Source organism: Acidovorax sp. GW821-FHT09A11, from assembly GCF_059418365.1.
The window spans coordinates 1-23015 of sequence record NZ_JBWKPS010000015.1; the positions used below are offsets into that span (position 1 = coordinate 1).

At 69.4% G+C, this 23015-nt stretch carries 22 protein-coding genes; 2 read left to right on the top strand and 20 right to left on the bottom strand.

The window, feature by feature from the left end:
• On the bottom strand, positions 1-1154 hold a 1154-nt coding region (locus AC07PV_RS23675; protein ID WP_494631483.1), incomplete at its 3' end, for a DUF748 domain-containing protein.
• Between the two features lie 408 nt (positions 1155-1562).
• Complete coding sequence (locus tag AC07PV_RS23680) at positions 1563-2318, bottom strand: alanyl-tRNA editing protein (protein ID WP_494631484.1); 756 nt, start codon at positions 2316-2318, stop codon at positions 1563-1565.
• 131 nt (positions 2319-2449) lie between these two features.
• Between AC07PV_RS23680 and AC07PV_RS23685 the strand changes: the two genes are divergently transcribed.
• Positions 2450-3316, top strand: coding sequence for a creatininase family protein (locus tag AC07PV_RS23685; protein ID WP_218296929.1), 867 nt, complete (start codon positions 2450-2452; stop codon positions 3314-3316).
• A 155-nt stretch (positions 3317-3471) separates the two neighbouring features.
• Here the strand turns inward: AC07PV_RS23685 and AC07PV_RS23690 are convergent, their stop codons facing one another.
• The 11 genes from AC07PV_RS23690 to AC07PV_RS23740 all read right to left on the bottom strand — a co-directional run bounded on the left by AC07PV_RS23690 (position 3472) and on the right by AC07PV_RS23740 (position 12452).
• Entirely contained in the window at positions 3472-4143 is a 672-nt protein-coding gene (locus tag AC07PV_RS23690; RefSeq protein ID WP_492245111.1) for a histidine phosphatase family protein, read from the bottom strand.
• Between the two features lie 96 nt (positions 4144-4239).
• On the bottom strand, positions 4240-5223 hold the full coding sequence (locus AC07PV_RS23695; protein WP_492254014.1) for a threonine dehydratase: 984 nt from the start codon (positions 5221-5223) through the stop codon (positions 4240-4242).
• Complete coding sequence (locus tag AC07PV_RS23700) at positions 5220-5861, bottom strand: LysE family translocator (RefSeq protein WP_218341811.1); 642 nt, start codon at positions 5859-5861, stop codon at positions 5220-5222. Before AC07PV_RS23700 ends, AC07PV_RS23695 begins: the two co-directional genes overlap by 4 nt.
• A 5-nt stretch (positions 5862-5866) precedes the next feature.
• Complete coding sequence (locus AC07PV_RS23705) at positions 5867-6550, bottom strand: VOC family protein (protein WP_494631485.1); 684 nt, start codon at positions 6548-6550, stop codon at positions 5867-5869.
• 26 nt (positions 6551-6576) lie between these two features.
• Positions 6577-7452: a PhzF family phenazine biosynthesis protein gene (locus AC07PV_RS23710; protein WP_494631487.1), complete on the bottom strand. Its 876-nt coding sequence runs from the start codon at positions 7450-7452 to the stop codon at positions 6577-6579.
• 177 nt (positions 7453-7629) lie between these two features.
• Positions 7630-8493 carry a PhzF family phenazine biosynthesis protein gene (locus AC07PV_RS23715; protein ID WP_218341813.1) on the bottom strand — a complete coding sequence of 288 codons (864 nt, stop codon included), beginning with the start codon at positions 8491-8493 and terminating at the stop codon, positions 7630-7632.
• An 8-nt stretch (positions 8494-8501) separates the two neighbouring features.
• A complete protein-coding gene (locus AC07PV_RS23720) occupies positions 8502-9128 on the bottom strand; it encodes a glutathione S-transferase (RefSeq protein WP_492254010.1) in 627 nt (208 codons plus the stop codon).
• A gap of 96 nt (positions 9129-9224) precedes the next feature.
• Positions 9225-10427: an aminotransferase-like domain-containing protein gene (locus tag AC07PV_RS23725; protein WP_218296937.1), complete on the bottom strand. Its 1203-nt coding sequence runs from the start codon at positions 10425-10427 to the stop codon at positions 9225-9227.
• A gap of 88 nt (positions 10428-10515) precedes the next feature.
• Complete coding sequence (locus tag AC07PV_RS23730; protein ID WP_218341815.1) at positions 10516-10845, bottom strand: DHCW motif cupin fold protein; 330 nt, start codon at positions 10843-10845, stop codon at positions 10516-10518.
• 81 nt (positions 10846-10926) lie between these two features.
• On the bottom strand, positions 10927-11841 hold the full coding sequence (locus AC07PV_RS23735) for a DMT family transporter (RefSeq protein ID WP_494631488.1): 915 nt from the start codon (positions 11839-11841) through the stop codon (positions 10927-10929).
• On the bottom strand, positions 11838-12452 hold the full coding sequence (locus AC07PV_RS23740; protein ID WP_369643505.1) for a LysE family translocator: 615 nt from the start codon (positions 12450-12452) through the stop codon (positions 11838-11840). The genes AC07PV_RS23735 and AC07PV_RS23740 overlap by 4 nt, the downstream gene beginning before the upstream one ends.
• 148 nt (positions 12453-12600) lie before the next feature.
• Here AC07PV_RS23740 and AC07PV_RS23745 point away from each other — a divergent pair, with 148 nt between their 5' ends.
• Complete coding sequence (locus AC07PV_RS23745) at positions 12601-14088, top strand: aminotransferase-like domain-containing protein (RefSeq protein ID WP_218296941.1); 1488 nt, start codon at positions 12601-12603, stop codon at positions 14086-14088.
• 220 nt (positions 14089-14308) lie between these two features.
• On the opposite strand, the gene AC07PV_RS23750 is transcribed toward AC07PV_RS23745, so the two are convergent.
• The 7 genes from AC07PV_RS23750 to flgG all read right to left on the bottom strand — a co-directional run bounded on the left by AC07PV_RS23750 (position 14309) and on the right by flgG (position 22992).
• A complete protein-coding gene (locus AC07PV_RS23750) occupies positions 14309-15538 on the bottom strand; it encodes an HDOD domain-containing protein (protein WP_494631490.1) in 1230 nt (409 codons plus the stop codon).
• A 69-nt stretch (positions 15539-15607) separates the two neighbouring features.
• Positions 15608-16861, bottom strand: a complete 1254-nt coding sequence (gene flgL / locus AC07PV_RS23755) for a flagellar hook-associated protein FlgL (RefSeq protein ID WP_218296943.1) — start codon at positions 16859-16861, stop codon at positions 15608-15610.
• 26 nt (positions 16862-16887) lie between these two features.
• Positions 16888-18864, bottom strand: a complete 1977-nt coding sequence (flgK, locus tag AC07PV_RS23760; protein WP_218296944.1) for a flagellar hook-associated protein FlgK — start codon at positions 18862-18864, stop codon at positions 16888-16890.
• A gap of 20 nt (positions 18865-18884) precedes the next feature.
• On the bottom strand, positions 18885-19805 hold the full coding sequence (gene flgJ / locus AC07PV_RS23765) for a flagellar assembly peptidoglycan hydrolase FlgJ (protein ID WP_218296945.1): 921 nt from the start codon (positions 19803-19805) through the stop codon (positions 18885-18887).
• Positions 19806-19945: 140 nt separating this feature from the next.
• A complete protein-coding gene (locus tag AC07PV_RS23770; protein WP_494631491.1) occupies positions 19946-21088 on the bottom strand; it encodes a flagellar basal body P-ring protein FlgI in 1143 nt (380 codons plus the stop codon).
• Positions 21089-21499: 411 nt separating this feature from the next.
• Entirely contained in the window at positions 21500-22189 is a 690-nt protein-coding gene (locus AC07PV_RS23775; protein WP_218296947.1) for a flagellar basal body L-ring protein FlgH, read from the bottom strand.
• Between the two features lie 20 nt (positions 22190-22209).
• Complete coding sequence (gene flgG, locus AC07PV_RS23780; protein ID WP_218296948.1) at positions 22210-22992, bottom strand: flagellar basal-body rod protein FlgG; 783 nt, start codon at positions 22990-22992, stop codon at positions 22210-22212.
• Positions 22993-23015: the final 23 nt, after the last annotated feature.

Consider the following 23015-nt stretch of genomic DNA (forward strand, 5'->3'; position numbering starts at 1 on the left):
GGGCCCGATGCAGCGCCGCTGGCGGGTGTTGGGGGCGCTGCCTCGGAGCTGGCGGGCCCGCGCGCGGCGCTGGCCGGCGCGGCCTGTGCGACCTGCGCGGGGGCCGACGGCGCCTGGGCCAGCTGGGCCCAGTTGATGTCGCCCGACGCGTTGCGCGTGGCGGTCACCACGGGCGCGGTCAGCTCCACATGGCTCAGGCGCACGATCTGTTCCAGCGGCCGCACATCGGCCATGTCGATCTTCAGCCCGTCGTAGGCCAGCAGGTCCTGGCCGCCCCGGTCGGTCATGCGCACATCGCGTGCCTGTACGGTCCCGCTGAGCTTCACGGCCATGCGGGGCGCCTGCTCGAACGCCACTTTCACATCCACATCCAGCGTGGCGCCCTGCACCTTGACCGGCAGGCTCGCGGGCAGGTACCCCAGATAGGGCGCGAGATTCAGCCCCTGCCAGCGGATGTTCGCGTCGGCATGGGTGGTCTGGGCGAAGGGGGTGCCCTGGGCGGAGGAGTCGAAGCGGCTGCCGCCCAGCACGAACGCCAGGTGAGGCTCGACCTTCACGTCGCGCTGGCTGGAAAGGGTGCTCACGAACGGCACCTGCAGCGCCAGCTCGCGCACCTCGTGGGTCTTGCCCACGCTGCTGTCGGTGAAGTCGATGCTGCCGCCGGTCAGCGCCAGGTTGTAGAGCGCCAGGCGCGCCGGCCCCGTGTCGGGCTCGTTCGTGGGCGCGGTGACCTTGGCGATGATGTCGTCCACGTCGTAATGGCCATCGCCGCGGTGCGTGAGGCGCAGCACGGGGTTTTCCACGGTGAAGGCATCCACCACGGGCGCCAGGCGCAGCAGCGACTGCAGTTCGCCGTCGGCGTAGATGCGGCCGATGGTGAGCTGGGGTGGCGCGCCCTCGTCGGCGCCGGCCACCGCCACGTCGCGCAGGGCCAGCTCCAGCGTCCAGGGCTTGAAATCGATCGCGCCCACCGTCACGGCACGGCCCAGCTGCGCGGTGGCCGCGCGCTCCAGCGGGCCCTTGAGCAGCGGCGGCACGGCCAGCCAGGTCAACAGCCACAGCCCGGCCAGGGCCAGGGCGGCGCGCACGATGGGGCGGAACCAGCGGTGCTGGCGGACGGAGGCAGGGGTGACGGAGCGCAGGGAAAACGGCATGGCGGCAGGCAGAAGTGAGCGCCGCCGTCCCAGGAGGCCTGGTGCAAGACCGCGTGCGCGGGCCGCTATTGTCCCTGTTGTACGTCAGGCCGCGTAAACCAATGCAACGGGGGCACCGCCCTGGCTCAAGATTGTTGACATTTGAGGGGGTGGCCAGGGCGTGGGCTCACTGGGCAAAGCCCGGTGCCACCCTGCGGGTGGTGGCCAAGTGCCACGTCTTTTGGTGCGCACTCATTTGCGCTGCGCACCCATGAGTGCTCCCCAAGGAAAAGCGCTCTTCGCTGCGCTCACTGGGCAAAGCCCAGCACCACCCTGCGGGTGGTGGGGCAGTGCCACGTCTTTTTGGGGGCACTCATTTGCGCTGCGCACCCATGAGTGCTCCCCAAAGAAAAGCGCTCTTCGCTGCGCTCACTGGGCAAAGCCCAGCACCACCCTGCGGGTGGTGGCGCTTTTCTTTTCAATCTTCGTCACCACGATGGCGCCGATCTCGGACGTGTTGGCCACATGGGTGCCGCCACAGGGCTGCAGGTCGATCAGCGGTGCACCGCTGTCACCCCCGATGCGGATGGTGCGGATGCGCCCCGTGCCGCGCGGGGGTTGCACGCTCATGCTTTTGACCAGGGCAGGGTTGGCGTCCAGTTCTTCGTCGCTGATCGAGGCCACCGTGAGCGGGTGCGCGGCGGCCACCAGGGCGGCGATGGCGGCGGTGAGGGCTTCCTTGTCCAGCGGGTCGGTCATCGCAAAGTCCAGCCGCGCGTAGTCGGGGGTGATGGAGCAGCCGTTGACCAGCTGCGGCACCACATGGCACAGCAGGTGCGAGGTGGTGTGCAGGCGCATCATGCGGTGGCGGCGCTCCCAGTCGATGCGGGCGGTCACGGCGGTGCCTGCCGCGAGCTGGGCCACGCGGTCTTCCTGCCCCGGGGCGGGGATATGCACGATGTCGCTGGTGGGGTTGCCGTCGGCATCCTTTCCCTTGCGGGTGTCGGCGATGGCGATGCTGCTGCCGTCGGCGAGCACGAGTACGCCGCTGTCGCCGGCCTGGCCCCCGCCCAGCGGATAGAACACCGTGCGGTCCAGCACGATGGCGCCGGTGTCGGTGATGGCGGTGACGTGCGCATCGCATTCGCGCAGGTAGGCGTCTTGTCGGAAGATGTCTTGGGTCATGCGGTGATGGTAGCGGCATGGGCGGCGCCCCGTGGCTGCAGGGATACCACGGGCGCGGGCCGCCGGCTGCCATGGGCTGGGCAAGGCGGCGCCGAAGTGACGCGGCCCCGGACAGGCCCTAACATCGCGGCATGACCGCTGCCGCCGCGACCTCCTCCGCCCGCCCCGCCTTGCCATCCCGCTTCTGGGCCGACCTGTCCACCCGCGACTTTGCCGCGCTGCAGGGCACGGGCCAGGCCGGCCAGGTGGTGGCCGTGCTGCCCGTGGCCGCCGTCGAGCAGCATGGCCCGCACCTGCCGCTGTCGGTGGATGCCACCCTGCTGCAGGGCGTGATCGACGCGGCGCTGCCGCAGCTGCCCGCCGACCTGCCCGTGCTCTTCCTGCCGCCGCAGAACGTGGGCCTGAGCCCGGAGCACATCCGCTTTCCGGGCACGCTCACGCTGTCTCCAGCCACGGTGATCGCGCTGTGGACCGAGATCGGCGAATGTGTGGCCCGTGCGGGCATCAAGAAGCTGCTGCTGTTCAACGGCCACGGCGGCCAGGTGAGCGTGATGGACATCGTGGCGCGCGAACTGCGCACGCGCTGCGACCTCATCGTCTACAGCGCCAGCTGGTTCAGCCTGCCGCTGCCCGATGCGGTGGCGGGCCAGTTCAGCGGCGAGGAGCACCGCTTTGGCATCCACGCGGGCGAGATCGAGACCTCGATGATGCTGCACCTGGCGCCTGGCGCGGTGCACATGGAGCACGCGCGGGATTTCCGCTCCACGTCGCAGGACCGGGCGGAGCGTTACGCCATTCTGGGCAACGGCAAGAGCGCCAAGCTGGGCTGGCAGATGCAGGACTACCACCCCGCGGGTGCCGTGGGCAATGCCGCTGGCGCCACGGCGGGCAAGGGGCGCGCGGTGGTGGAGGCCGCGGCGGGCCAACTGGTGGCGTTGCTGCAGGAGCTTGCGGACCTGGCGCCGCAGACGGTGCGCCCCGATACGGAATGGGAATAGGCCCGGATGTGCTGGCCGAGCCCGCCGTGGCCCGGCGGCGCCATGCCTCGCCGGGCTTTGCCACGGCTGCGCCCGTGAGCTCGAACCCCGTGCCCTGAACCCGGTTCCGGGCGCGCTGGATGGGCAGGCAGGGGAACAGGCGGGCCCGCTGGCGGCTATGCGTGCGTGATCCAGTCCAGGTGCGGCCCCTCGTTCAGGTGCGGCAGGGTGTTGAAGGTCTGCATCATCAGCCGCTTGGGCGCGATGGAGAACTCCGTCACCGCGCTGTTGCGCAGGCGCATGTTCAGGGCGATCGTCACCTCGGGCGCCGTGCCCAGCACCTCGCCCACGGCGGTCGAGATGGGGCCGCCGCTGCTCACCAGCAGCACGTTGTGGCCCACGTGGTGATGGCGCACATGGTCCAGTGCCGCGCGCACGCCGGCGGAGAATTCGTTCCAGCTGGGCATGCCCTGCGGGCTGATGACGCCGGCCATCCATTGCGCGAGCGCGTCGCACAGGATGCGGAAATGCTGGCGGTACAGCTCGGGCGTGTCGGCGCGGCCCAGGGGCTGGGGGTGGATGGCGGCGATCAACGCATGGCTGTCGTACTCGTTGAGCCCCGGCAGCCGCAGTACCTCGGGCGCGGTCCGCAGGCCCTCGGCGATGCCTTCCAGCGTTTGTGTGTGGCGGCGCAGCGTGCCGGTGATCACGGCGTCGAACGCCAGGCCGCGCGCGCGCCAGTATTCGCCCAGGCGCACGGCCTGCTCACGGCCCCGCGCGCTCAGCTGGTCGTAGTCATCCGCGCCAAACGAGGCCTGGCCGTGGCGCACGAGGTAGAGGGTTCCCATGCGGCGGATTGTGGCCAGATCCGGGCCCTGGCGCTTGTCGCACAAGCGACCAATGCTACTGAAGATGTAGCAATTGAGCCCCTATGGACAAGGCGGTCAGGTCGCCAGGACGCTGCCGAACACCGGCGCGTCGACGTTGCCTCCCGTCAACGCCAGGCCCACTGCCTGCCCCTGGAGCTGCGCGCGCTCCTGCAGCGCCGCCGCCAGCGCGGCCGCGCCCGCGCCCTCGGCCACGTTGTGCGTGTCGGTGAAAAGGGCACGCATGGCGGCGGCCACCTCGTCGTCGCTCACCTGCACGATGTGGTCGATGTGCGGGGCGATGATGGCCAGCGCCTCCCGGTCGGCCACGCGGCAGGCCATGCCGTCAGCCAGGCGCGTGGTGACCGGCGCCTCGACCACGCGGCCTGCGGCCAGCGAGTCGGCGTAGGTGGTGGCATGGCTGCTGACCACGCCCACCACGCGCACGCCGTGGCCCAGCGCCAGCTTGGCCGCGATGGCCGAGCACGCGCCCGAACCCTGGCCGATGGGCACGTACACCACGTCGAGCTGGGGCACGGCGCGCAGGAACTCCCACCAGTAGGTGCTCACGCCGCGCAGCAGGTCGGGGTGGAAGCTGGGCACCATGTGGGCGCCGCGCTCGGCCGCGAGGTCCATGGCGAACTCGCGCGCCTCCTGGAAGTCGCTGCCGTGCTCGATGAGCGTGACGCCCAGCGCGCGCATGGCGGCGTTCTTCTCGACCGAGTTGCCTTCGGGCACGACGATGGTGCAGGCCACGCCGTGGCTGCGCGCGGCCCAGCCCATGCTCTGTCCGTGGTTGCCGCGCGTGGCGCTGATCACCTCCCGGGGCATGGCGCCGCGCCGGGCGAGCTGGTCGAAGTAGGTCAGGCCGCCGCGGATCTTGAAGGCGCCCACGGGCGTGTGGTTCTCGTGCTTGAGCCAGCAGTCGGTGCCCAGGCGTTCGCTCAGCAGGCCCCAGCGGTACTGGGGCGTGGGCGGAAAGTCGCGGTACACCACCTGCGCGGCGGCCTCGATGTCGGCCAGGGTGGGCAGGAGGGGGGCGGTGTCGAGGCGGGCGTTCATGCGGCGGCTTTCTTTTCGGTGAGCAGTCTGAGGGCGAGCAGGCCGAGCACCGTGCCCATGAAGTAGCGCTGGGCCCGCATCCATGCGGCGTTGCGGTTGAGGAACAGCGCCACGCGGGCGGCGCACAGGATCAGCAGTGCGTTGACGGCCGCGCTGGTGGTGATCTGCACCGCGCCCAGCGTCAGGCTCTGCAGCAGCAGGTGGCCGCGCTCGGGGTGCAGGAACTGCGGGAAGAACGACAGGTAGAACATGGCGACCTTGGGGTTCAGGAGGTTGGTCATGAAGCCCATGAGGAACAGCGTGCGCGGGCCGTCGTGCGGCAGGTTGCGGGCCTCGAAGGGCGCGGCGCCGCCGGGCTTGACGGCCTGCCAGGCCATCCACAGCAGGTAGGCGGCCCCGGCGTAGCGGATGGCATCGAACGCCACGGGCACGGCGGCCAGCAGCGCGGTGAGGCCCAGTGCCGCCGCCAGCAGGTGCACCAGAAAGCCCAGCACCACGCCCGCCAGCGAGATCAGCCCCGCGCGCGGCCCCTGCGTGAGGCTGCGCGAGACGCAATAGACCATGTTGGGGCCGGGCGTGAGCACCAGCACGAGGGCGGCGAGCGCGAAGAGCAGCAGTTCCTGTGCGGAAAAGAGCATGGTGGTTACTCCGGAATGAAGGATGAAAGGGTGACCGGGCCGCGCGGCGTGGAGAGCTGGGCGGTGAGGCGGGGCACATCCCCCGCGCCCACGGCCAGGTGGGCCGCCACGCCGACGGCTGCGCAGGCGGCCTGCAGCGTGGCCGATTGCGGGTGCTGCAGCGCCAGGGACTGCAGTTGCACGCCAGATGCCGGCAGGCTGTCGCAAGGGTGCGCATCGCTCCACTGGATGAGCGTGGGCAGGCAGCCGTCCATCAGGCGCAGCCCATCGCCGCGCACGGTGATCTGCCACTGCAGCAGCCCTTGCGGCGTGGGACGGCTGGCGGTGACGATGGCGCCGCGCTCCATGCCGAGCGCCGACAGCGCGGCGCACCCTTCGGCCACGTCGGGCACGGAAGCCACCCAGTGGATGAGCCGTGGGCCGTGTTGCGCCACCTGGTGCTGCAAGGCGGCATCATCCATGTCAAACCAGCGTCTGGCGCTTTCTGGTATTGCGCGAGCAGCTCCTGGGTTGATAGCAATGATCTCCAGGTAGGTGCGTGGATGCGCGGTGCTCCCCACATTCAGGATGCGGTTGTGCGTGCCCATCAGCGGGTGTTCGCCGCCTGCCGTGGGCGTGATGCCCAGCGTGCGTTCGCACCACGACACGCCCGAGGCCAGGTCGGCCGCGAGCACGACCAGATGATCCACGCAGGGCGGCCTGGGCGCGGCGGCCGTCACAGCAGCACCTCGCCCGACACGCAGGTGACGGAGCTGCCGCCCACCCAGATGGTGTCGCCGTCCTGCTCCACGAACACGCGGCCCGCGCGGGCCAGGCAGGTGCCCTGGCTGGCCACGTACCGGGTGGGGGCCAGGCCGGCGCCGATGAGCCACTGGGCCAGCGCGGCGTTGAGGCTGCCGGTCACCGGGTCTTCGGCCAGGCCGTTGTTGCCGGGGAAGAAGGCGCGCACCTCGAAGGCAATGCCCTCGGCGTCGGTGCTGCCGATGACGCCCACTTTTCCACGCGGGCCCACCACGCCCACGTCCAGATGGCCGAGGATGCTGGCGTCCGGCCTGAGCGCCAGCACCTGCTCGGCCGAGCGCAGCATCACGCCGCGCCAGTTGGGACCGTTGTCGCACCAGGCGTGGTGCAGGATGTCGCCGCGCGCCACGCCCAGGCCGCGCGCGATCAGGGCGACATCGGCTTCGGGCAGCGGGCCGCTCTTGATGAGCGCGGGCGCCGCGAACGCGAGGCGCTCGCCGTCCTGGTGCAGCGTGACCAGGCCCACGCCGCACTCCTGCACCACGGTGCCGGCCACCCGGGGCTGGCCCCCGGCCTGCAGCCAGGCGTGGCAGCTGCCCAGCGTGGGGTGGCCGGCAAAGGGCAGTTCGCGCCCGGGGCAGAAGATGCGCACGCGGTAGTCGGCACCGGCGGCGCGGCCTTCGGGCGTGGGGGGCAGCAGGAAGGTGGCTTCGGACAGGTTGGTCCAGTTGGTGAACTCCTGCATGGCCTCGGTGCTGAGGCCGGTGCCATCGAGCACCACCGCCAGCGGGTTGCCGCGGTAGGGCTGGTCGGTGAAGACGTCGACTTGCTTGAAGGGGCGCTGTTGCATGGCGGTCGTGGTCCTTGGAACAAAAAAGTGGTGAAACGGGCGGCGGATCGATCGGGGGAGGGCACGCCGGGGGCTGACCGGGGACGTGGCTCGGTGTTTTTCAGCTGTGTTCGGTGGGCGCCGGGGGAGCCCACGGGGTCGGGGTTCAGCCGCTGGGGCGTGGGGTCTTGGGCGAGGTCATAGCAGCACCGTGCCTTCAATGCAGGTGACGGCGCGCCCGCCCACCCAGAGCTGGTGGTCGTCGTCCTGGCGGATGTGCACGCGGCCCGCACGGCCCAGGCACTCGCCCTGGGCCACCAGGTAGCTGCGCGGGGCCAGGCCGTCGGCGATCAGCCATTCGGCCAGGCTGGCATTGAGGGTGCCGGTGACCGGGTCTTCCGGGTTGCCCATGGGCGCGGCAAACGCGCGCACCACCACGCCGGGCCGGCTGGTGTCGCTGGCGGCGGGGCCCACATGGATCACGCCCACGTCCTGGCCCAGGTCTTTCAGGCGCGCATGGTCGGGCTTGAGGCCCAGCACGGTGTCCGCGCTGTCGAGCAGCAGGCCCAGCCACACGGGGCCGTTGTCCAGCAGCTGCGCGCCCTGGATCTGCTGGGGGCGCACGCCGAGCGCGCTGGCGATCAGCGGCACCAGCGCGGGGCTGGGCGCGCTGCGCTGGAGGGGCGGTGCGGCAAAGGCCAGGGTGTCCTTTGCCTGCGCGATGCGCACCAGGCCCAGCGCGCACTCCTGGATCGCCAGGCCGCTCTGGCGCGGCGTGTTGCCCGCCTGCAGCCAGGCGTGGCAGGTGCCCAGCGTGGGGTGTCCGGCAAAGGGCAGCTCGCCATTGGGGCTGAAGATGCGCAGGCGGTAGTCGGCGCCCGCAGCGCGCCCGGCCTCGGTGGGGGGCAGCAGGAAGGTGGTTTCCGACAGGTTGGTCCAGGCCGCGAAGCGGCGCATGTCGCTGTCGTCCAGGCCGTCGGCATCCAGGACCACCGCGACCGGGTTGCCGTAGCCGGGCCGGTCGCTGAAGACGTCGATCTGCTTGAAGGGGCGCTGGTGCATGGTGAGGTTCAGGAGAGAGGCTGGTCCAATACGCCCCGAGCGCCGGGGCGGGTGCTGACCGTGTTGTACCACCGCTCCAGGTGCGGCCGCGCGATGCGGTCCTGCGGCAGGCCCCACCAGCGGTGGATCTCGCAGCCCACGGGAATGTCGGCCATGGTGAACCGGTCTCCCGCCATGAAGGGCTGGCGTGCCAGGTGCGCATCCAGCATCGCCAGCAGGGGCTCGGTGGCCGCCACCGACGCGGCAATCAGCGCATCGCTGCGCTGCGCGGCCGGCGTGCGTATCCACTGGATGAAGGCATCGCGCCCGGCCGGGTTCAGCGTGGTCTGCTGCCAGTCCATCCACTGCTCGGCCACGAAGCGCTCGCGCAACGCATCGGGGTACAGCTCGCCCATGGAATGCCGGGCACACAGGTAGCGCACGATGGGGTTGGACTCCCACAGCACGGCGCCCGTGTCGTCATCCTCGATCAGCGGGACGAGGCCGTTGGGGTTGAGCCCGAGGTAGCGGGCCTCGCGCACGATGCCGAACTGCCCCCCCGCATCGGTGCGCTGCAGCGTGATGCCCAGCTCCTGCGCCGCCCACACCACCTTGCGCACGTTGATGGACGAGAGCCGTCCCCAGAGCCTCAGCATGTTGAATCAACTTTCATGGTGCGGTGCGCGGCCCGTGACGCAGCAGGAAGCGGGCGCGGCCCAGGCGAGGTGGCCGCGCTGCGCCGCAGGGGTTGTTCACTTGCTATCGCGGATCGCGGCGGCCAGCGCGGCGATGCCCGTGGCGATCTGCTCCACCGTGGACGTAACGAACGACAGGCGCAGCGTGCGCGGGTCGGCGTTGTCGGCATAGAAGGCCGCGCCGGGCACGAAGGCCACATTGCGCTCCACCGCCTTGGGCAGCAGCTCGATGGCGCTCATGCCCTCGGGCAGGCGCACCCACAGGAACATGCCGCCATCGGGGCGGTTCCATTGCACGGACAGGCCCTGCATCTCCTTGTCGAGCGCGGCCAGCATGGCCTCGCACTGCTGCTTGTACAGCGCGCGGATGGTGGGCACGTGGCGGTCCAGGAAGTTGCCCTTCATCACCTCGGCCACCAGGCGCTGGTTGTAGCCGGGCGTGTGCAGGTCGGCCGCCTGCTTGGCCTGCAGCAGCTTGGGGTACACGGCCTTGGGCGCCACGACGAAACCCAGGCGCAGGCCGGGGGCCAGCACCTTGGAGAACGAGCCCATGTAGATGCAGCCCTCGGGGTTGCGCGCCGTGAGCGGTGCGGGTGGCGGCGTGTCGAACCACAGGTCGCCGTAGGGGTTGTCCTCCACCAGCGGCAGGTTCAGTTCGGCGGCGGCCTGCACCAGGGCGGCGCGGCGGGCTTCGCTCATGGTGCGGCCCGTCGGGTTCTGGAAGTTGGGCAGCACGTACAGGAAGCGCGCCTTGCCGGCGCCCGTGCCCACCTTGGCCTTCAGGTCGTCAATCAGAACGCCTTCATCGTCGCTGGCCACGGACACCACGGCGGGCTCCATGGGTGTGAAGGCCTGCAGCGCGCCCAGGTAGGTGGGTGTTTCCACCAGCACGCGGCTGTCCGTGTCGATCAGCACCTTGGCGATCAGGTCCAGCGCCTGCTGCGAGCCGGTGGTGATCAGCACCTGGTCGGCGTCCACGTCCCAGGGCAGGAAGTCGGCGATGGCCTGGCGCAGCGGGGCGAAGCCTTCGCTGGCGGCGTACTGCAGCGCGGCCGGGCCGTCGTTGGCCAGCACGGCGGCGGAGGCTTCGGCAAAGGCCGAGACCGGGAAGGTCCTGGGCGAGGGCAGTCCGCCGGCCAGGCTGATGATGCCGGGCTTTTCGGTGACCTTGAGGATTTCGCGGATGACCGAAGGGTTCATGCGCTCGGCGCGGCGCGCCAGGGTCCAGGTGCTGGTCTGTGGAAGGTCGTTCAGTTTCACTCTCGTCTCCTGCGGGCAGTCCACAAGGACCGCCCCTGTTGCAAAGTCGTCAAAAAATCGGATGCGGCGCGCCGGGCCGGGCACTGCGTCAGTCCACGATGAACAGGGTGGCGCCCTGTGGCGACGTGGATCGATGGGGTTCCGCATTGTCGGCCACCTGGTAGCTCATGCCCGGCGCCAGGGTGAACTGGCGGCCGTCGGCCAGCTCGGTGTGCAATTCTCCGCTCAGGCACAGCAGCACGTGGCCTTTGACGCACCAGTGGTCCGACACATACCCTGGCGTGTACTCCACCATGCGCACGCGCACATCGCCAAACTGCTGCGTGCGCCAGAAGGCCTGGCCGGCCTGCGCGCTTTTTTCCTCGCGGGGAATGCCAGACCAGTCGGTGGTGGCAAACGGGATGTCGTGTAGCTGCATTTTCTCCTCAGTCCTGCAGGGAAGCCATGGCGTTGATCTCGGCCGCGCCCCGGGGGCGCAGGCGCTGCGCAGGGCCCGCCTTCATGCGGGGGCTCCTTGCCGGACGGGCATCCTCTTGCCCATGAACACCGTGGCGATCACCGCCAGGCCGAAGCCCAGGGTGGCCGCGTCCAGGCGCTCGCCCAGCAGCGGCACGGCGAAGAGCAGGCTCAGGAAGGGCTGGACGAGCTGCAGCTGGCTCACGCGCACGGCACCCAGCGCGAGGGCCCGGTACCAGGCAAAAAAGCCGATCCACATCGAGAACAGGGCCACGTAGACGAAGCCCAGCCAGCTCATGCCGCCGATGGAAGAGGGCACGGCGGGCGCGAACCACCAGGCCACCGGGATGGTCAGCGGAAGGCTGCACACGAGCACCCAGCAGATCACCTGCTCGGCGCCCAGGCGCGGCGTGAGCCGTGCCCCGCCGATGTAGCCGAAAGCGCCCGTGGTCATTGCAATGAGGAGATAGATGTTGGCCGCGCCCAGGTACAGCCCCCCTGCACGCCACACCATGAAGCCCAGCACCAGGCCGCTGCCCAGTACCGCGCACGCCCAGAACCCCGCGGAGGGCCGCTGGCGGAACCACAGCGCGCCGAGCACGGCGGTGGACAGGGGCAGCAGCGCCGTGACCACCGCGCCGTGGGTGCTGGGCACATGGCGCAGCGCCAGCGCGAGGAAGAGCGGAAACCCCACGATCACGCCAAAGGCCGTGATGGCGAGCAGCGGCCACTCCGCGCGGCGCGGCACGTTGAGCCGCCCGCGGCCGTGCTGCCACGCCAGGTAGACCACGGACAGGAGCCCGGCCACCGCGGCGCGGCCGAAGGTGACGAACCAGGGCGAAAGCTGGGGGGCGTCCACGGGGCCCACCGCCAGGCGGGTCATCGGCAGGGTGGCGGCAAACAAGGTGAAGCCCACCAGGCCCCAGACCAGCGCTTCGCGTTCCTGTGCGCGGTTCATAGGGTGAGCATCCACACGGCCGTGGCCACCAGCACCAGGGCCAGCGCGCGGTTGAACCAGAGCAGGCGGCTGCCCTGCGCCAGCCACTGGCGCAGCAGCGAGCCGACCAGCGCATAGACGAAATTGCTCGTGAACGCGAACACCATCATCACGGCGCAGATGATCGCCAGGCGCTCGCCGGGGTTGGCCGCCGGCTGCCCGGCCGCATTCACCACCCAGCCCGCGCTGAGCGTGAGCGCCAGCATCCAGGCCTTGATGTTCACGAACTGCAGGCCCACGCCCTGCCAGAAGGTCACGGAGAGGCGGGTGCTGTCCACTTCGGCCAGCTGGCCTGCGCGGCTGAGCTTCCAGGCCAGCCAGAGCATGTAGGCCACGCCCAGCAGGGTCACCGCCCAGCGCAGGGCCGGCACGCCCGTGATCAGCGCGCCCAGGCCCAGGCCGCTGCCGAGCATCAGCAGCGTCCAGCCCGCCGGAACCGCCAGGCAAAAGCGCAGGGCGCGCCGCAGGCCCAGGTTGGCGGCCAGCGCGGTGGACAAGGTGGTGTTGGGCCCCGGCGAGAAACTCATCGCGGTGCAGAACAGCAGCAGGGCAGTCAGTTCGGGGGCGCTCATGGTGCGGGGATAGGCGGGGCTCAGTGGGGGGAACTTGTCAACGCTGAGGCTTCAATGTAATCTTCCAGCCCAGTACACAACCAATACAGTTCAGCAGCGCAGTTCGTGATCTGTATTGGCCGCGATAACAGTACACAAGGACACCGCCATGCTGATGAAAACCTCCACCCAGTCGCTGACCGAGCAGCTGTCGGCGCGTTTTGGCGAGCGCATCCGCAACCGGCTGCTGGCGCCGGGCGCGCGCCTGCCGTCGGTGCGGCAGTGCGCGCAGCAGCACGGCGTGAGCCCCTCCACCGTGGTGGCCGCCTATGACCAGCTGCTGGCGCAGGGCCTGGTGGAGGCGCGCAAGAACCGGGGTTTCTTCGTGCGGGAGATGGCCACCGCGCTGCTGGAGCGGGCGCCGGAGGACGACGCGGCCGCGCAAGAGGTCGAGCGCGGCATGGGCAACTGGAGCACGGCGCACTGGTTCGCGGCCCGGGGCGCTGGGCGCGGCGCGGCGCGCGGGGCGCCGCCCGTCAATGCCACGGCGCTCATCCGCGGCATGTTCCACAAGGTGAGCGACAAGCCGCAGCCCGGCATGGGCGTGTTTCCGCCCGACTGGCTGGAGTCCACCTTCATGCCCGCCGCCGTGCGCAAGGTGACCAACACGCGCGCGCTGCAGGACTTCTCGCTGCAATACGGCGAGCCGCTGGGCGACACGGGGCTGCGCCGGGTGCTGTCCAAGAAGCTGGCCACGCTCAGCGTGCACGCGGCGCCCGAGAACATCATCACCACCGTGGGCGCCACGCACGCGCTCGACATCGTGAGCCGCACGCTGCTGCGCCCGGGCGACCCGGTGATGGTGGAGGAGCCGGGCTGGGCCGTGGAGTTCGCGCGCCTGGCCGCCCTGGGCATGCACATCCTGCCGGTGCCGCGCCGCGCCGACGGGCCCGACCTGGAGGTCATGGCGAAGTACTGCGAGGTGCACCAGCCCAAGCTCTACGTGAGCGTGAGCGTGTTCCACAACCCCACGGGCTACTGCCTGTCGCCCGGCAGCGCCCACCGCATCCTGCAGCTGGCCAACCAGTACAACTTCCACGTGGTGGAGGACGACACCTACAGCCACATCGCGCCCGAGCATGCCACGCGGCTCACGGCGCTGGACGGGCTGCAGCGCACCATCTACGTGAGCGGCTTCGCCAAGATCCTCGCTCCCAACTGGCGCATCGGCTTCCTCGCAGCGCACCCCTCGCTGATCGAGCAGCTGCTGGACACCAAGCTGCTCGCGACCCTCACCACGCCCGCGCTGCTGGAGAAGGCGCTGGCGCTGTGCATCGAGCAGGGCCAGCTGCGCCGCCACGCCGAGCGCATCCGCACGCGGCTCGACGCGGCACGCGCGCGCAGTGTGAAGCTGGCGCTCGGGGCCGGCTGCACCTTCGCGGCCGAGCCCGTGGGACTGTTCGGCTGGGTGGAGACGGGCGTGGACACCGACGCGCTGGCGCAGCGCATGCTGGACGAGGGCTATCTGCTGGCGCCCGGGGCGCTGTTCCACGCCGAGCGCAAGCCCAGCACCCTCATGCGCATCAACTTCGCCACCACGCAGGAGGCGGCGTTCTGGAAGACTTTCGCGCGCGTGCGCGATGAGCAAGGGCGGTAGGCAGATACCCTTGGCTCCAGACCGGGGTCGCTCCCACTGGACGCGTCTTCATCGCGCCATCAGCGGCCTCTGCGACCCCCGCGCACCTTCACCCCGGCTGGCCGTTGCGCACAGTGCGCGGCCCCGCCAGCGCCACCGTGGAGCCGGCTTTGCCGGGCCGCGGGTGGCGTCCCCCTGGGGGGAAGACGCGCAGCGGCTCAGGGGGGCTTCCGTGGGAGGTTTACTTCCTTTCGACCACCAGGTCTGACAGCACGCGCAGCAGGGCGCGGTTGACCTCTTCCACGTCGAGCTCATAGGTCTCGCACAGCTGGCGGATGGCGCTGGCGTCGTCCGTCTCCAGCGCGCAGGCCATCTGCAGGCCTTCGGTGTAGGGGCCGGTGCGCAGCACCGTGGCATCGTAGATGCGCTCGGACAGGGGCAGGCGCCGCAAGATCGTGCCCAGGGATTCGCCCAGCAGCTCGTCGATCTGCGAGAGCAGGCCGCACAGGTAGATCTCGCGGCGCAAATCGTTTTCCACGCCCGCGTCCAGCAACTGCGCGGTCAGGCGGGCGCGCATCACCATGGCCTCGCGCACCGGGTGCATGTTGGGGTCCGTGCTCGCGTGGGGCAGCTGGTCGGACAGCCAGCGCTTGATGGAGCCGTAGCCCATCATCACCAGGCCCCGGCGCAGCGAGTCGATGCCGGTGCGCAGGCCGAGCGCGGCCGAGTTGGTGTACACCATGAAGCGGTAGGCCAGCAGCGGGTCCTCGCCCATGATGGCCTCGAAGGTCTCGAGCGATTGCTCGTCGTCGATGGCCTTCATGAGCTTGAAGATCACCGCGTGCGAGGGCTGCTGGGGGTGGTGGCGCAGGCTGTAGAGCACGTCCTCCGACGGCCAGCCGGCCAGCGCCAGCGCGTTGTTCTGGTCCAGGCAATGCTCCATGAGCGCGCGGCTGGCGACGTTTTCGTACATCTGCCCGGCCAGCACCGGGCTGGCGGCGCGCAGCGGCTGCGCGGGCGCGCCGGGACGGGCGGGCGCGGCCTGCAGCGCCGCCACGGCGTCTTCGGGGCGCAGGGTGAGCAGGCTGTTGTCGAAGCACTGGGCTATGTCGGGTTCTGGCAGCTTGCCCAGTTCACCCCGCCACACCAGCTTGAGGCCCCGCTGGTGCGCGGACCTGACGCGCGTGTAGATGGCGGAATCGGCCAGCCAGCCGCCCCGCACCTCGATCCACGGGGTGCCGCGCGGCGCGTGCTCGAGCATGTCGCACAGCAGCTGGCGGCTCTGGGGCGACAGCAGGATCGGCGGGGAACTGGCCGACCAGAGCTCCTGCAGCGTGCGCAGCAGATGGGCGGCATCGACCAGGGCCGTTGCCTCGCTGTGCACGTAGAGCTGGATGCCGGCGAGTTTGCGGGCGCGGCTCCACAAGGGGCGATAGCCCAGAATCAGGCTGCCAAGGACAGATTGGACCATGTGCTCTCAGGCAAATGTACGGGGGCCTGTTCCCGGGTGGGGGCATCCCCTCCACCGCGTGAGCAGGTCCTAGCTAATGAAGTTGAACAGAGACAGCTTCTGGACCTGGGCATAGGACTTGAGCGCAGCCTCATAGCCCACCTGCTGGTTCTGGAAGTCCGAAATTCCCTGGATCATATCGAGATCCTCGGCGCGTGAGCGGTCGCTTTCGAGCTGGATGGAGCGCTTTTCCTGGTCGCCCGTGATGCGGTCCGCGCGGTTGAGCAATTCACCCGCATAGCCGCGCATGTTGTGCATGCGCTCCAGGCCGATGTCCATGTTGCCCAGCGCCTGCCCCACGGCCTGCGCCGCCGCATTGCTGTTGGGTGCGTTGCGGATGCCGTTGATCGCGCTGTCCATGGTGCTGAACATGCTGGGGCTGGGCTGCAGGGTGATGGTGTCCCCGTTGGCCGGATTGCCCTTGATGTCGAAGGTCAGCCCCGGAATGCCGGTGACGGCAATGGTCACCGGCTTGTCCGATGGAAAGTCGGGCACCACCACGGCGGGGGAGACGGCGCCGGTGGTGGTGTTGGTGAGGGTGTAGGTGGCGGTCGTGGTGCCGGGCGTGGCTCCGGGGCCGACGGCGCTGAACGTGATGGTGTAGTTGTCGCCGGTCACCAGGCTCGGGTCCACGGGCGTGATGGCCGTGGTGTTGAGGATGCGCCCGGTGGGAATGGCGCTGATGCCGGCGGTGTAGACGCCGTCGCGCTGCGGGTCGAACATGAAGGCGGCTTCGCCGTCCAGCGCGCCGGGAATGGTCACGCCGGAGCTGGCCGCCTGCCCGGGCAGCCCGTCGAAGCTGTAGTCCGGCGAGCTGCTCAGCGGGCCGAGGAACGGCGCGAGCGCGCTGCCCAGCGCGCCCAGCAGCGGAATGCCGTTGGTGTCCTTGCGGTTGGCCACTTCCACCAGCTGTTCGCGCAAGCCCTGCAGCTGGTTGGCGATGGTGGTGCGCTCGTTGGGGGTGAGGGCGGCATTGCCGGCGCTCACCACCAGTTCGCGGAAGTTCTGTACCAGATTCACGGCATCGCCCAGGGCCGATTCGGCCTGCGCGATGGCGTTGCGCTGGGTTTCCAGCGCGCGTTGCTCGGTCTGGATGCGGGCCAGGCGGTTGATGGCGCGCTCGGCCTGCGCGGCCGACACCGGGTCGTCGCTCGCCCGCACCACGCGCTTGCCCGAGGTCAGGTTTTCCTGCAGGTTCGACAGGCTGGTCTGCCGCGTGCCCAGATTGCGCAGGGCGTTGTCATACATGTTGGCGGTGCCAAGGCGGTAGATGCTATTGCTCATGTCGAACTCCTAACTCCTGTCCGCATTCAGCGGCCCAGGCCCTGCAGCAGCGAGTCAAAGATGTTTTGCGCGATCTGGATCATCTTGGAAGATGCCTGGTAGGCCTGCTGGTATTGGATCAGCCTTGCGGCCTCTTCGTCCAGATTCACCCCTGAGATCGCGGTGCGGTCCCGCTCCAGGTTGGACGCGATGGTGGTGGACAGCTCGGCGGCGAACAGCGCGCTCTGCGTGCGGGTCCCCACCTGGGCGATGGCGCCCGCGTAGCCGTCGCTGAGCGTGGAGTCGTCGAACATCTTCACGTCGCGCAGGCCCATGAGGGCGCTGGCGTTGCCCGAGTTGCGGGTGAACGTGTCGCCGTACTGGGGGTCGGCGGCGTTGCCGATGACGACCGTGTCGCCGGTGTTCGGCGAGCCCTGCAGCTTGATCTCCCAGCCGTTGATGGAGATGGCCGCGCCGGGCGTGTAGGGCTGTGCGGCGGCGATCGTCGTGGGAGGCGCCGTGCCGCGGTCCAGCACGTCGTAGGTGGTCGGCGGGCCGGCGGTGAAGCGCAGCTGCACCCCGCCCAGGATCGGCGGCACCGCGGCCGGGTTCGCATTGGCCGGCAGCACCAGCCCCGGAGGGTTGGGCAGGCCCGTGGCCTTGAGCCCCGACAGCTGCAGCGTTCCGCCGTTGGACGTGCCCATGGCCGCGTTGACCGGATTGGCCACCGCCAGGTCGCGTGGCGAGTACACCAGGGACTGGATGTTGGCCGCCGCCGTGCTGAACGGTTTGAACAGCATGCGCTCGCCGGGGTTGCCGGGCGTGGTCAGGTTGAAGTTCAGGCCGTCGATCTGCAGCGTGGCGAGGTTGGCCGCGTCGGTGAAGGGGGTGGACTTGCCGTCCGACAGCCGCACCACCTGCCCGGCCGTGCCGGTGGTGAAGCGGATCTCGTAGTCCGACGCCGCGAACTGCGTGGGGCCGGTGAACGACACCGTGCCGACGCCCGCGCCGTTGGTGTGGCCCGGCATGCTGGTGGGTACCGCGAACAGGTCCTTGCCCAGCGCGCCATCGAGCGTGAGGCCCAGGTTGTGCTGGTCGTTCATGGTCATGCCGATGGCCATCGCCATGCGGCCCAGCAGGTTGCGGCCTTCGCTCAGGTCGTTGTTGTTGAAGCGCAGCAGGCCGGACATCGACCCGCCGCCCAGCACGTTCTCGTCCATTTCCACGGCCGGTGCGCCGGGCCGGTTGAAGAACAGCTTGAGCTGACCGCTGCCGGGAAAGGCCGTCGCATCCCCGACCGACAGGCTGGTCGCCGTGGTGCCCAGCACCAGGGGCTGGCTGCCCGCCACGAACAGGCCCACGGTGCCGTCGTCGGCCGGGATCTGCGTGGTCTGCACGTACTGGTTGATGTCGCGGATGATCTGGTCGCGCTGGTCCAGCAGGTCGTTGGGCGTCTGGCCGTTGCCCTTGGCGCGCGCGATCTGCTCGTTCACGCTGGCCATCTGCTGGGCCAGGCTGTTGACGGCCGTCACGCTGCTCTGCAGCTGTTCGGTGACGGTGTACTGGATCTCGTTGATGCGGTCGGCGGCCGAGCGCATGCGCGAGGCCGTTTCGTCCATGCGCGTGAGCACCACGGTGCGCGCCGTGATGTCGGTGGGGGCGCTCACCACGTCCGAGAACGCATTCATCATGTCGTTGATGGCGGCACCCAGGCCTGCCGTGCCGCCGCTGAAGACCTCCTGCAACTGGCGCAGGCGCTCGGCCCGCACGATGTCGGACGACTGCACCGAGCCCGCCGTGGCCGACTGGCGCGTGAGCAGCTCGCTCTGGTTGCGCAGGATGGTCTGCACGTCCACGCCCTGGCCGATGTAGCCGCCGCCGGTGAACTGGCCCTGCACGGTCTGCAGCACCACCGTCTGGCGCGAATAGCCAGGCGTATTGACGTTGGCGATGTTGTGGCCCGCCGTCTGCAGGGCCACCTGGTTGGCCAGCAGGGCGCGGGCGCCGACGTTGAGAAGACTCATGGCTTACCTCGGCTTTCTCATCACGCCTGGGCGCGCTGTACGCGCAATGCGCTGTTGATGGCGCCGCTGAGCTTTCGGGCGTATTCGGGGTCGGTGGCGTAGCCCGCCTTTTGCAGTTCGGCCGCATAGGCCACGGCGGAGCCGCTCTTGGCGGTGGCCTGCGCCTTTTCGTAGCGGGGGTTGTCCGTGATCAGGCGGGCGTAGTCCCGGAACGAATCCTCGTACGAGTCGTAGGCGCGGAATTTGGCCGTCACCTTCTGGGGCTTGCCGTTGATGTACTCGGTGGTGGTGATCTCGGCCACCTTGCCGGTCCAGCCCTTGCCGGCCTTGATGCCGAACAGGTTGAACGAGTTGGAGCCGTCCTTGTTCCGGATCTCGCTCTTGCCCCAGCCGGTTTCATGGCCGGCCTGGCCCAGCATGAAGCTGGCGGGAATGCCGCTGTCCTGGGCCACGCGCTCGGCGGTGCCCGAGAGGTGCTGCACGAAACCCTCGCGGCCCTTGGGGGCCTGCAGGGTGGCCTCCGCGGGGGCTGCCGTGGCCGGCGCGGCGGCGCGGGGCAGCGCCTGCTGCTGCAGGCTCAGGGTGGAGGGCACGGAGAAGTTGGCGTCGGCGCCCCCCATCTGGCGCGACAGCTGGCGGGCGATCGCCTCGGACAGCCCGCCCTGCATGCCGGACATGCTCACGGACAGTTGCTGGTCGAGCATGTCCTGCCCCAGGTTGGCCTGCTCTCCCTCCATGAGGCCGGATTTCATCGTGGCGTCGCGCATGCTCTTGATCAGCTCGCGCATGAACAGCGACTCGAACTGCTTGGCCACCTCGCGCGTGGTCTGGGCGCTGCTGGCCGTGCCCGCGTCGTACTTGAGGGAATTGAGCGAGCGGATGTCCACCGCCAGCGCATTGGATGTGCTGGTGGTGCTGGACGAAGGGAGTGTGAGGGCCATGGTCAAGACTCCTGCGCTGGGCTACCCACAGACAGTGAATTGGGCGCTGCCCAGGCCAGTGCACCCGTGGAACTGGCTTCGCCAGGCCACCAGGTGCGTCCCCCTTTGGGGGAAGGCGCGAAGCGACTCAGGGGGAGCATTTAGATCACTTCCAGCTCGGCGTTGAGCGCGCCGGCAGCCTTGATGGCCTGCAGGATGGCCAGCAGGTCCTGCGGCGTGGCGCCCAGCATGTTGAGCGCCTTCACCACGTCCGCGAGCTGGGGCGAGGGCGGCATCTGGATGATGTTGCCCGGCTCCTGGTTGATGCGGATGTCGCTTTGCTGCGCCACCACGGTCTGCCCTTGCGAGAGCGGGGCGGGCTGGCTGATGATGGGCGTGGAGCTGATGGTGATCGAGAGGTTGCCGTGCGCGATGGCGCAGGGGCCCAGCGTGACCGCCTGGTTGAGCACCACCGAGCCGGTGCGCGCATTGATGACGACCTTGGCCGAGGGCGTGGACGACTCCAGCGCCAGCTCTTCCAGGTCGGCGATGAAGCCCACGCGGGCGCCGGGGTCGAGCGGCGCGCGCACCTGTACCGTGCGGCCGTTAAGCGCCGTGGCCAGGCCGCTGCCCAGCTTGGTGTTGATGGCCTGCGCCACGCGCCGCGCGGTCTGGAAGTCGGAGGCGTTGAGCCCGAGGTTGATGGTGTCGCCCTCGTTGAGCGGCGTGGGCACGGCGCGCTCGACCTGCGCGCCCTGGGGAATGCGGCCCGCGCTCAGGTGGTTGATCTGGACCTTGCTGCCGCCGGCCGAGGCACCCGCGCCGCCGACCACCACGTTGCCCTGGGCGAGTGCATAGATCTCGCCATCGGCGCCGCGCAGCGGCGTGACGATCAGCGTGCCGCCCTTGAGCGACTTGGCGTTGCCCATGGAAGAGACGTTGATGTCGATCATCTGGCCGGGCTGGGCGAACGCGGGCAACTGCGCCGTGACGATCACCGCCGCCACGTTCTTGAGCTGCAGCTGATTGGCCGAGCCGGGTGGCAGGCTGATGCCCATCTGCTGCAGGTAGTTGGACATGGCCTGCGTGGTGTAGGGCATCTGCGTGGTCTGGTCGCCCGTCCCGTCCAGGCCCACCACCAGGCCGTAGCCCGTGAGCTGGTTGGTGCGCACGCCCTGCACCGCCGCCACTTCCTTGATGCGCAACGCGTGCACGGGCATGGCCAGGCAGGCGGCCACGAGGGCCAGCAGCAGCCACAGCGCGCGCGCGGAGCGTGGCAGGAGGGAATGGGACAAGGCTTTCATGGCATCCATTGTGGGCGGCCCCGCCAGGAACTAAAACCCAAAAAGAAGCGGGTTCACCGGCTTATTGCATGGGTTCCCGGGCGGGTGGGGAGCGGCCAGTGGTGCGCGGAAAACCAGGCAGGCGCTGGTGCCGCGCTACCGGAGAAATTATGAATGAAAACAGCCTCTACCGCTTTATAGGTAAGCGCTAGAAGCTATAAATTATGTAGCAAACTGGGGCGAGGATTTTTCACAACGGTCAGACATCCCGAAGCCTCAAAACCCCAGGCTTGGTGCCCCCGGCGCATCCAGAAACCACACCCGTAAAAACTGGCGCGGCCAAAGGCCAGCGCCACCGCGGATCCGGCTTTGCCGGGCCGGGGGTGGCGTTCCCCCTCAAGGGGGAAGGCGCGCAGCGACTCAGGGGGGAATCTAGAACGGCGTGATGGTATTGAAGAACCGCCCCATCCAGCCCATGGCCTGGGCCTCGCCCTGCGCGCCACGGCCACGGGATTCCACCCGCACATTGGCCACCTGGGTCGAGTTGACGATGCTGCCCGGCTGCAGCGCGCGCGGATCGATGGTGCCCGAGAAGCGCAGCACGTCCACGTTCTGGTTGACGCCGATCTGCTTCTCGCCCGTCACGACCAGGTGGCCGTTGGGCAGCACGTCCACCACCGTGGTGGTGATCGACCCCGTGAAGGTATTGGCGCTTTCGGTGCCGCCCTTGCCGGAGAAGGTGTTTTCCGAGGCCGCGCCCAGCGTGGTGCGGTCGGCCAGCGATTTCTTCACGAAGGGCAGGTTGGTGATGCCGGCCGAGGCCTCGGAGGTGCGGTCCACCGTGGAGGAGGATTTCTGGCTGGCCGTCACGTTCTCGACGATCATGACCGTCACGTTGTCGCCCACCATGCGCGCGCGGCGGTCTTCGAAGGCGGGGCGGTAGCTGGCCTGGTGGAACAGGCCGCCCGTGACCGGTGGCGGCGTGCGCGGGGCGGCGGCCAGCGGAGGGGGCGTGGTGGGAAGGATGTCCACCGGCGGGGGCGGCGACATGGTGGCGCAGCCCGTGAGCAGCAGGGCGCCCGCGGCGGCGGCCAGGGCTGGGAGGCGTGTGGAGTGCAGCATGGCGAAAGGTCCTGTCGTCGTCACAGCTGGCTGAGCTTGGCCAGCATCTGGTCCGAGGTCTGGATGGCCTTGGAATTCATTTCGTAGGCGCGCTGGGTCTGGATCATGGTGACCAGCTCTTCCACCACGTTGACGTTCGAGGCTTCCAGGAAGCCCTGCTTGAGAATGCCCAGCCCGTTGGTGCCCGGCGTGCCCTGCTGCGGCTGGCCGGAGGCGGCCGATTCCTTGAACAGGTTCTGCCCGATGGGCTCCAGGCCAGCCGGGTTCACGAAGGCCGACATGGCCAGGTTCCCCAGCGGCTGGGGCTGGGTGTTGCCCTGCACCGTGGCGGACACCACGCCGTCGGCGCTGATGCTCACGCTCGTGGCGTTGGGGGGCACGGTGATGCCGTTGGCCACGGGCAGGCCGCTGGAGGTGACGAGGCGGCCCTGCGCATCCACCTGGAACGAGCCATCGCGTGTGTAGCCCAGGGTGCCGTCCGGCATGGTCACTTCAAAGAAGCCGTTGCCGTTGATGGCCACGTCCAGGTTGTTCTTGGACTCCTGCAGGCTGCCCTGCACGAAGTTGCGGCTGGTGGCCACCGTGCGCACGCCCAGGCCCAGGTGCAGGCCGGTGGGCAACTGGTTCTGTTCGGTGGTGTTGGCGCCCACCTGGCGCAGGTTCTGGTAGATCAGGTCCTCGAACACCGCGTTGTTGCGCTTGTAGCCGGTGGTGGAGACGTTGGCCAGGTTGTGCGAGATGACGTCGAGCTGGGTCTGCTGGGCAGACATGCCGGTCTTGGCGATCCAGAGGGAGTTGATCATGGTGTGCTTCCTTCCTTGGGCGA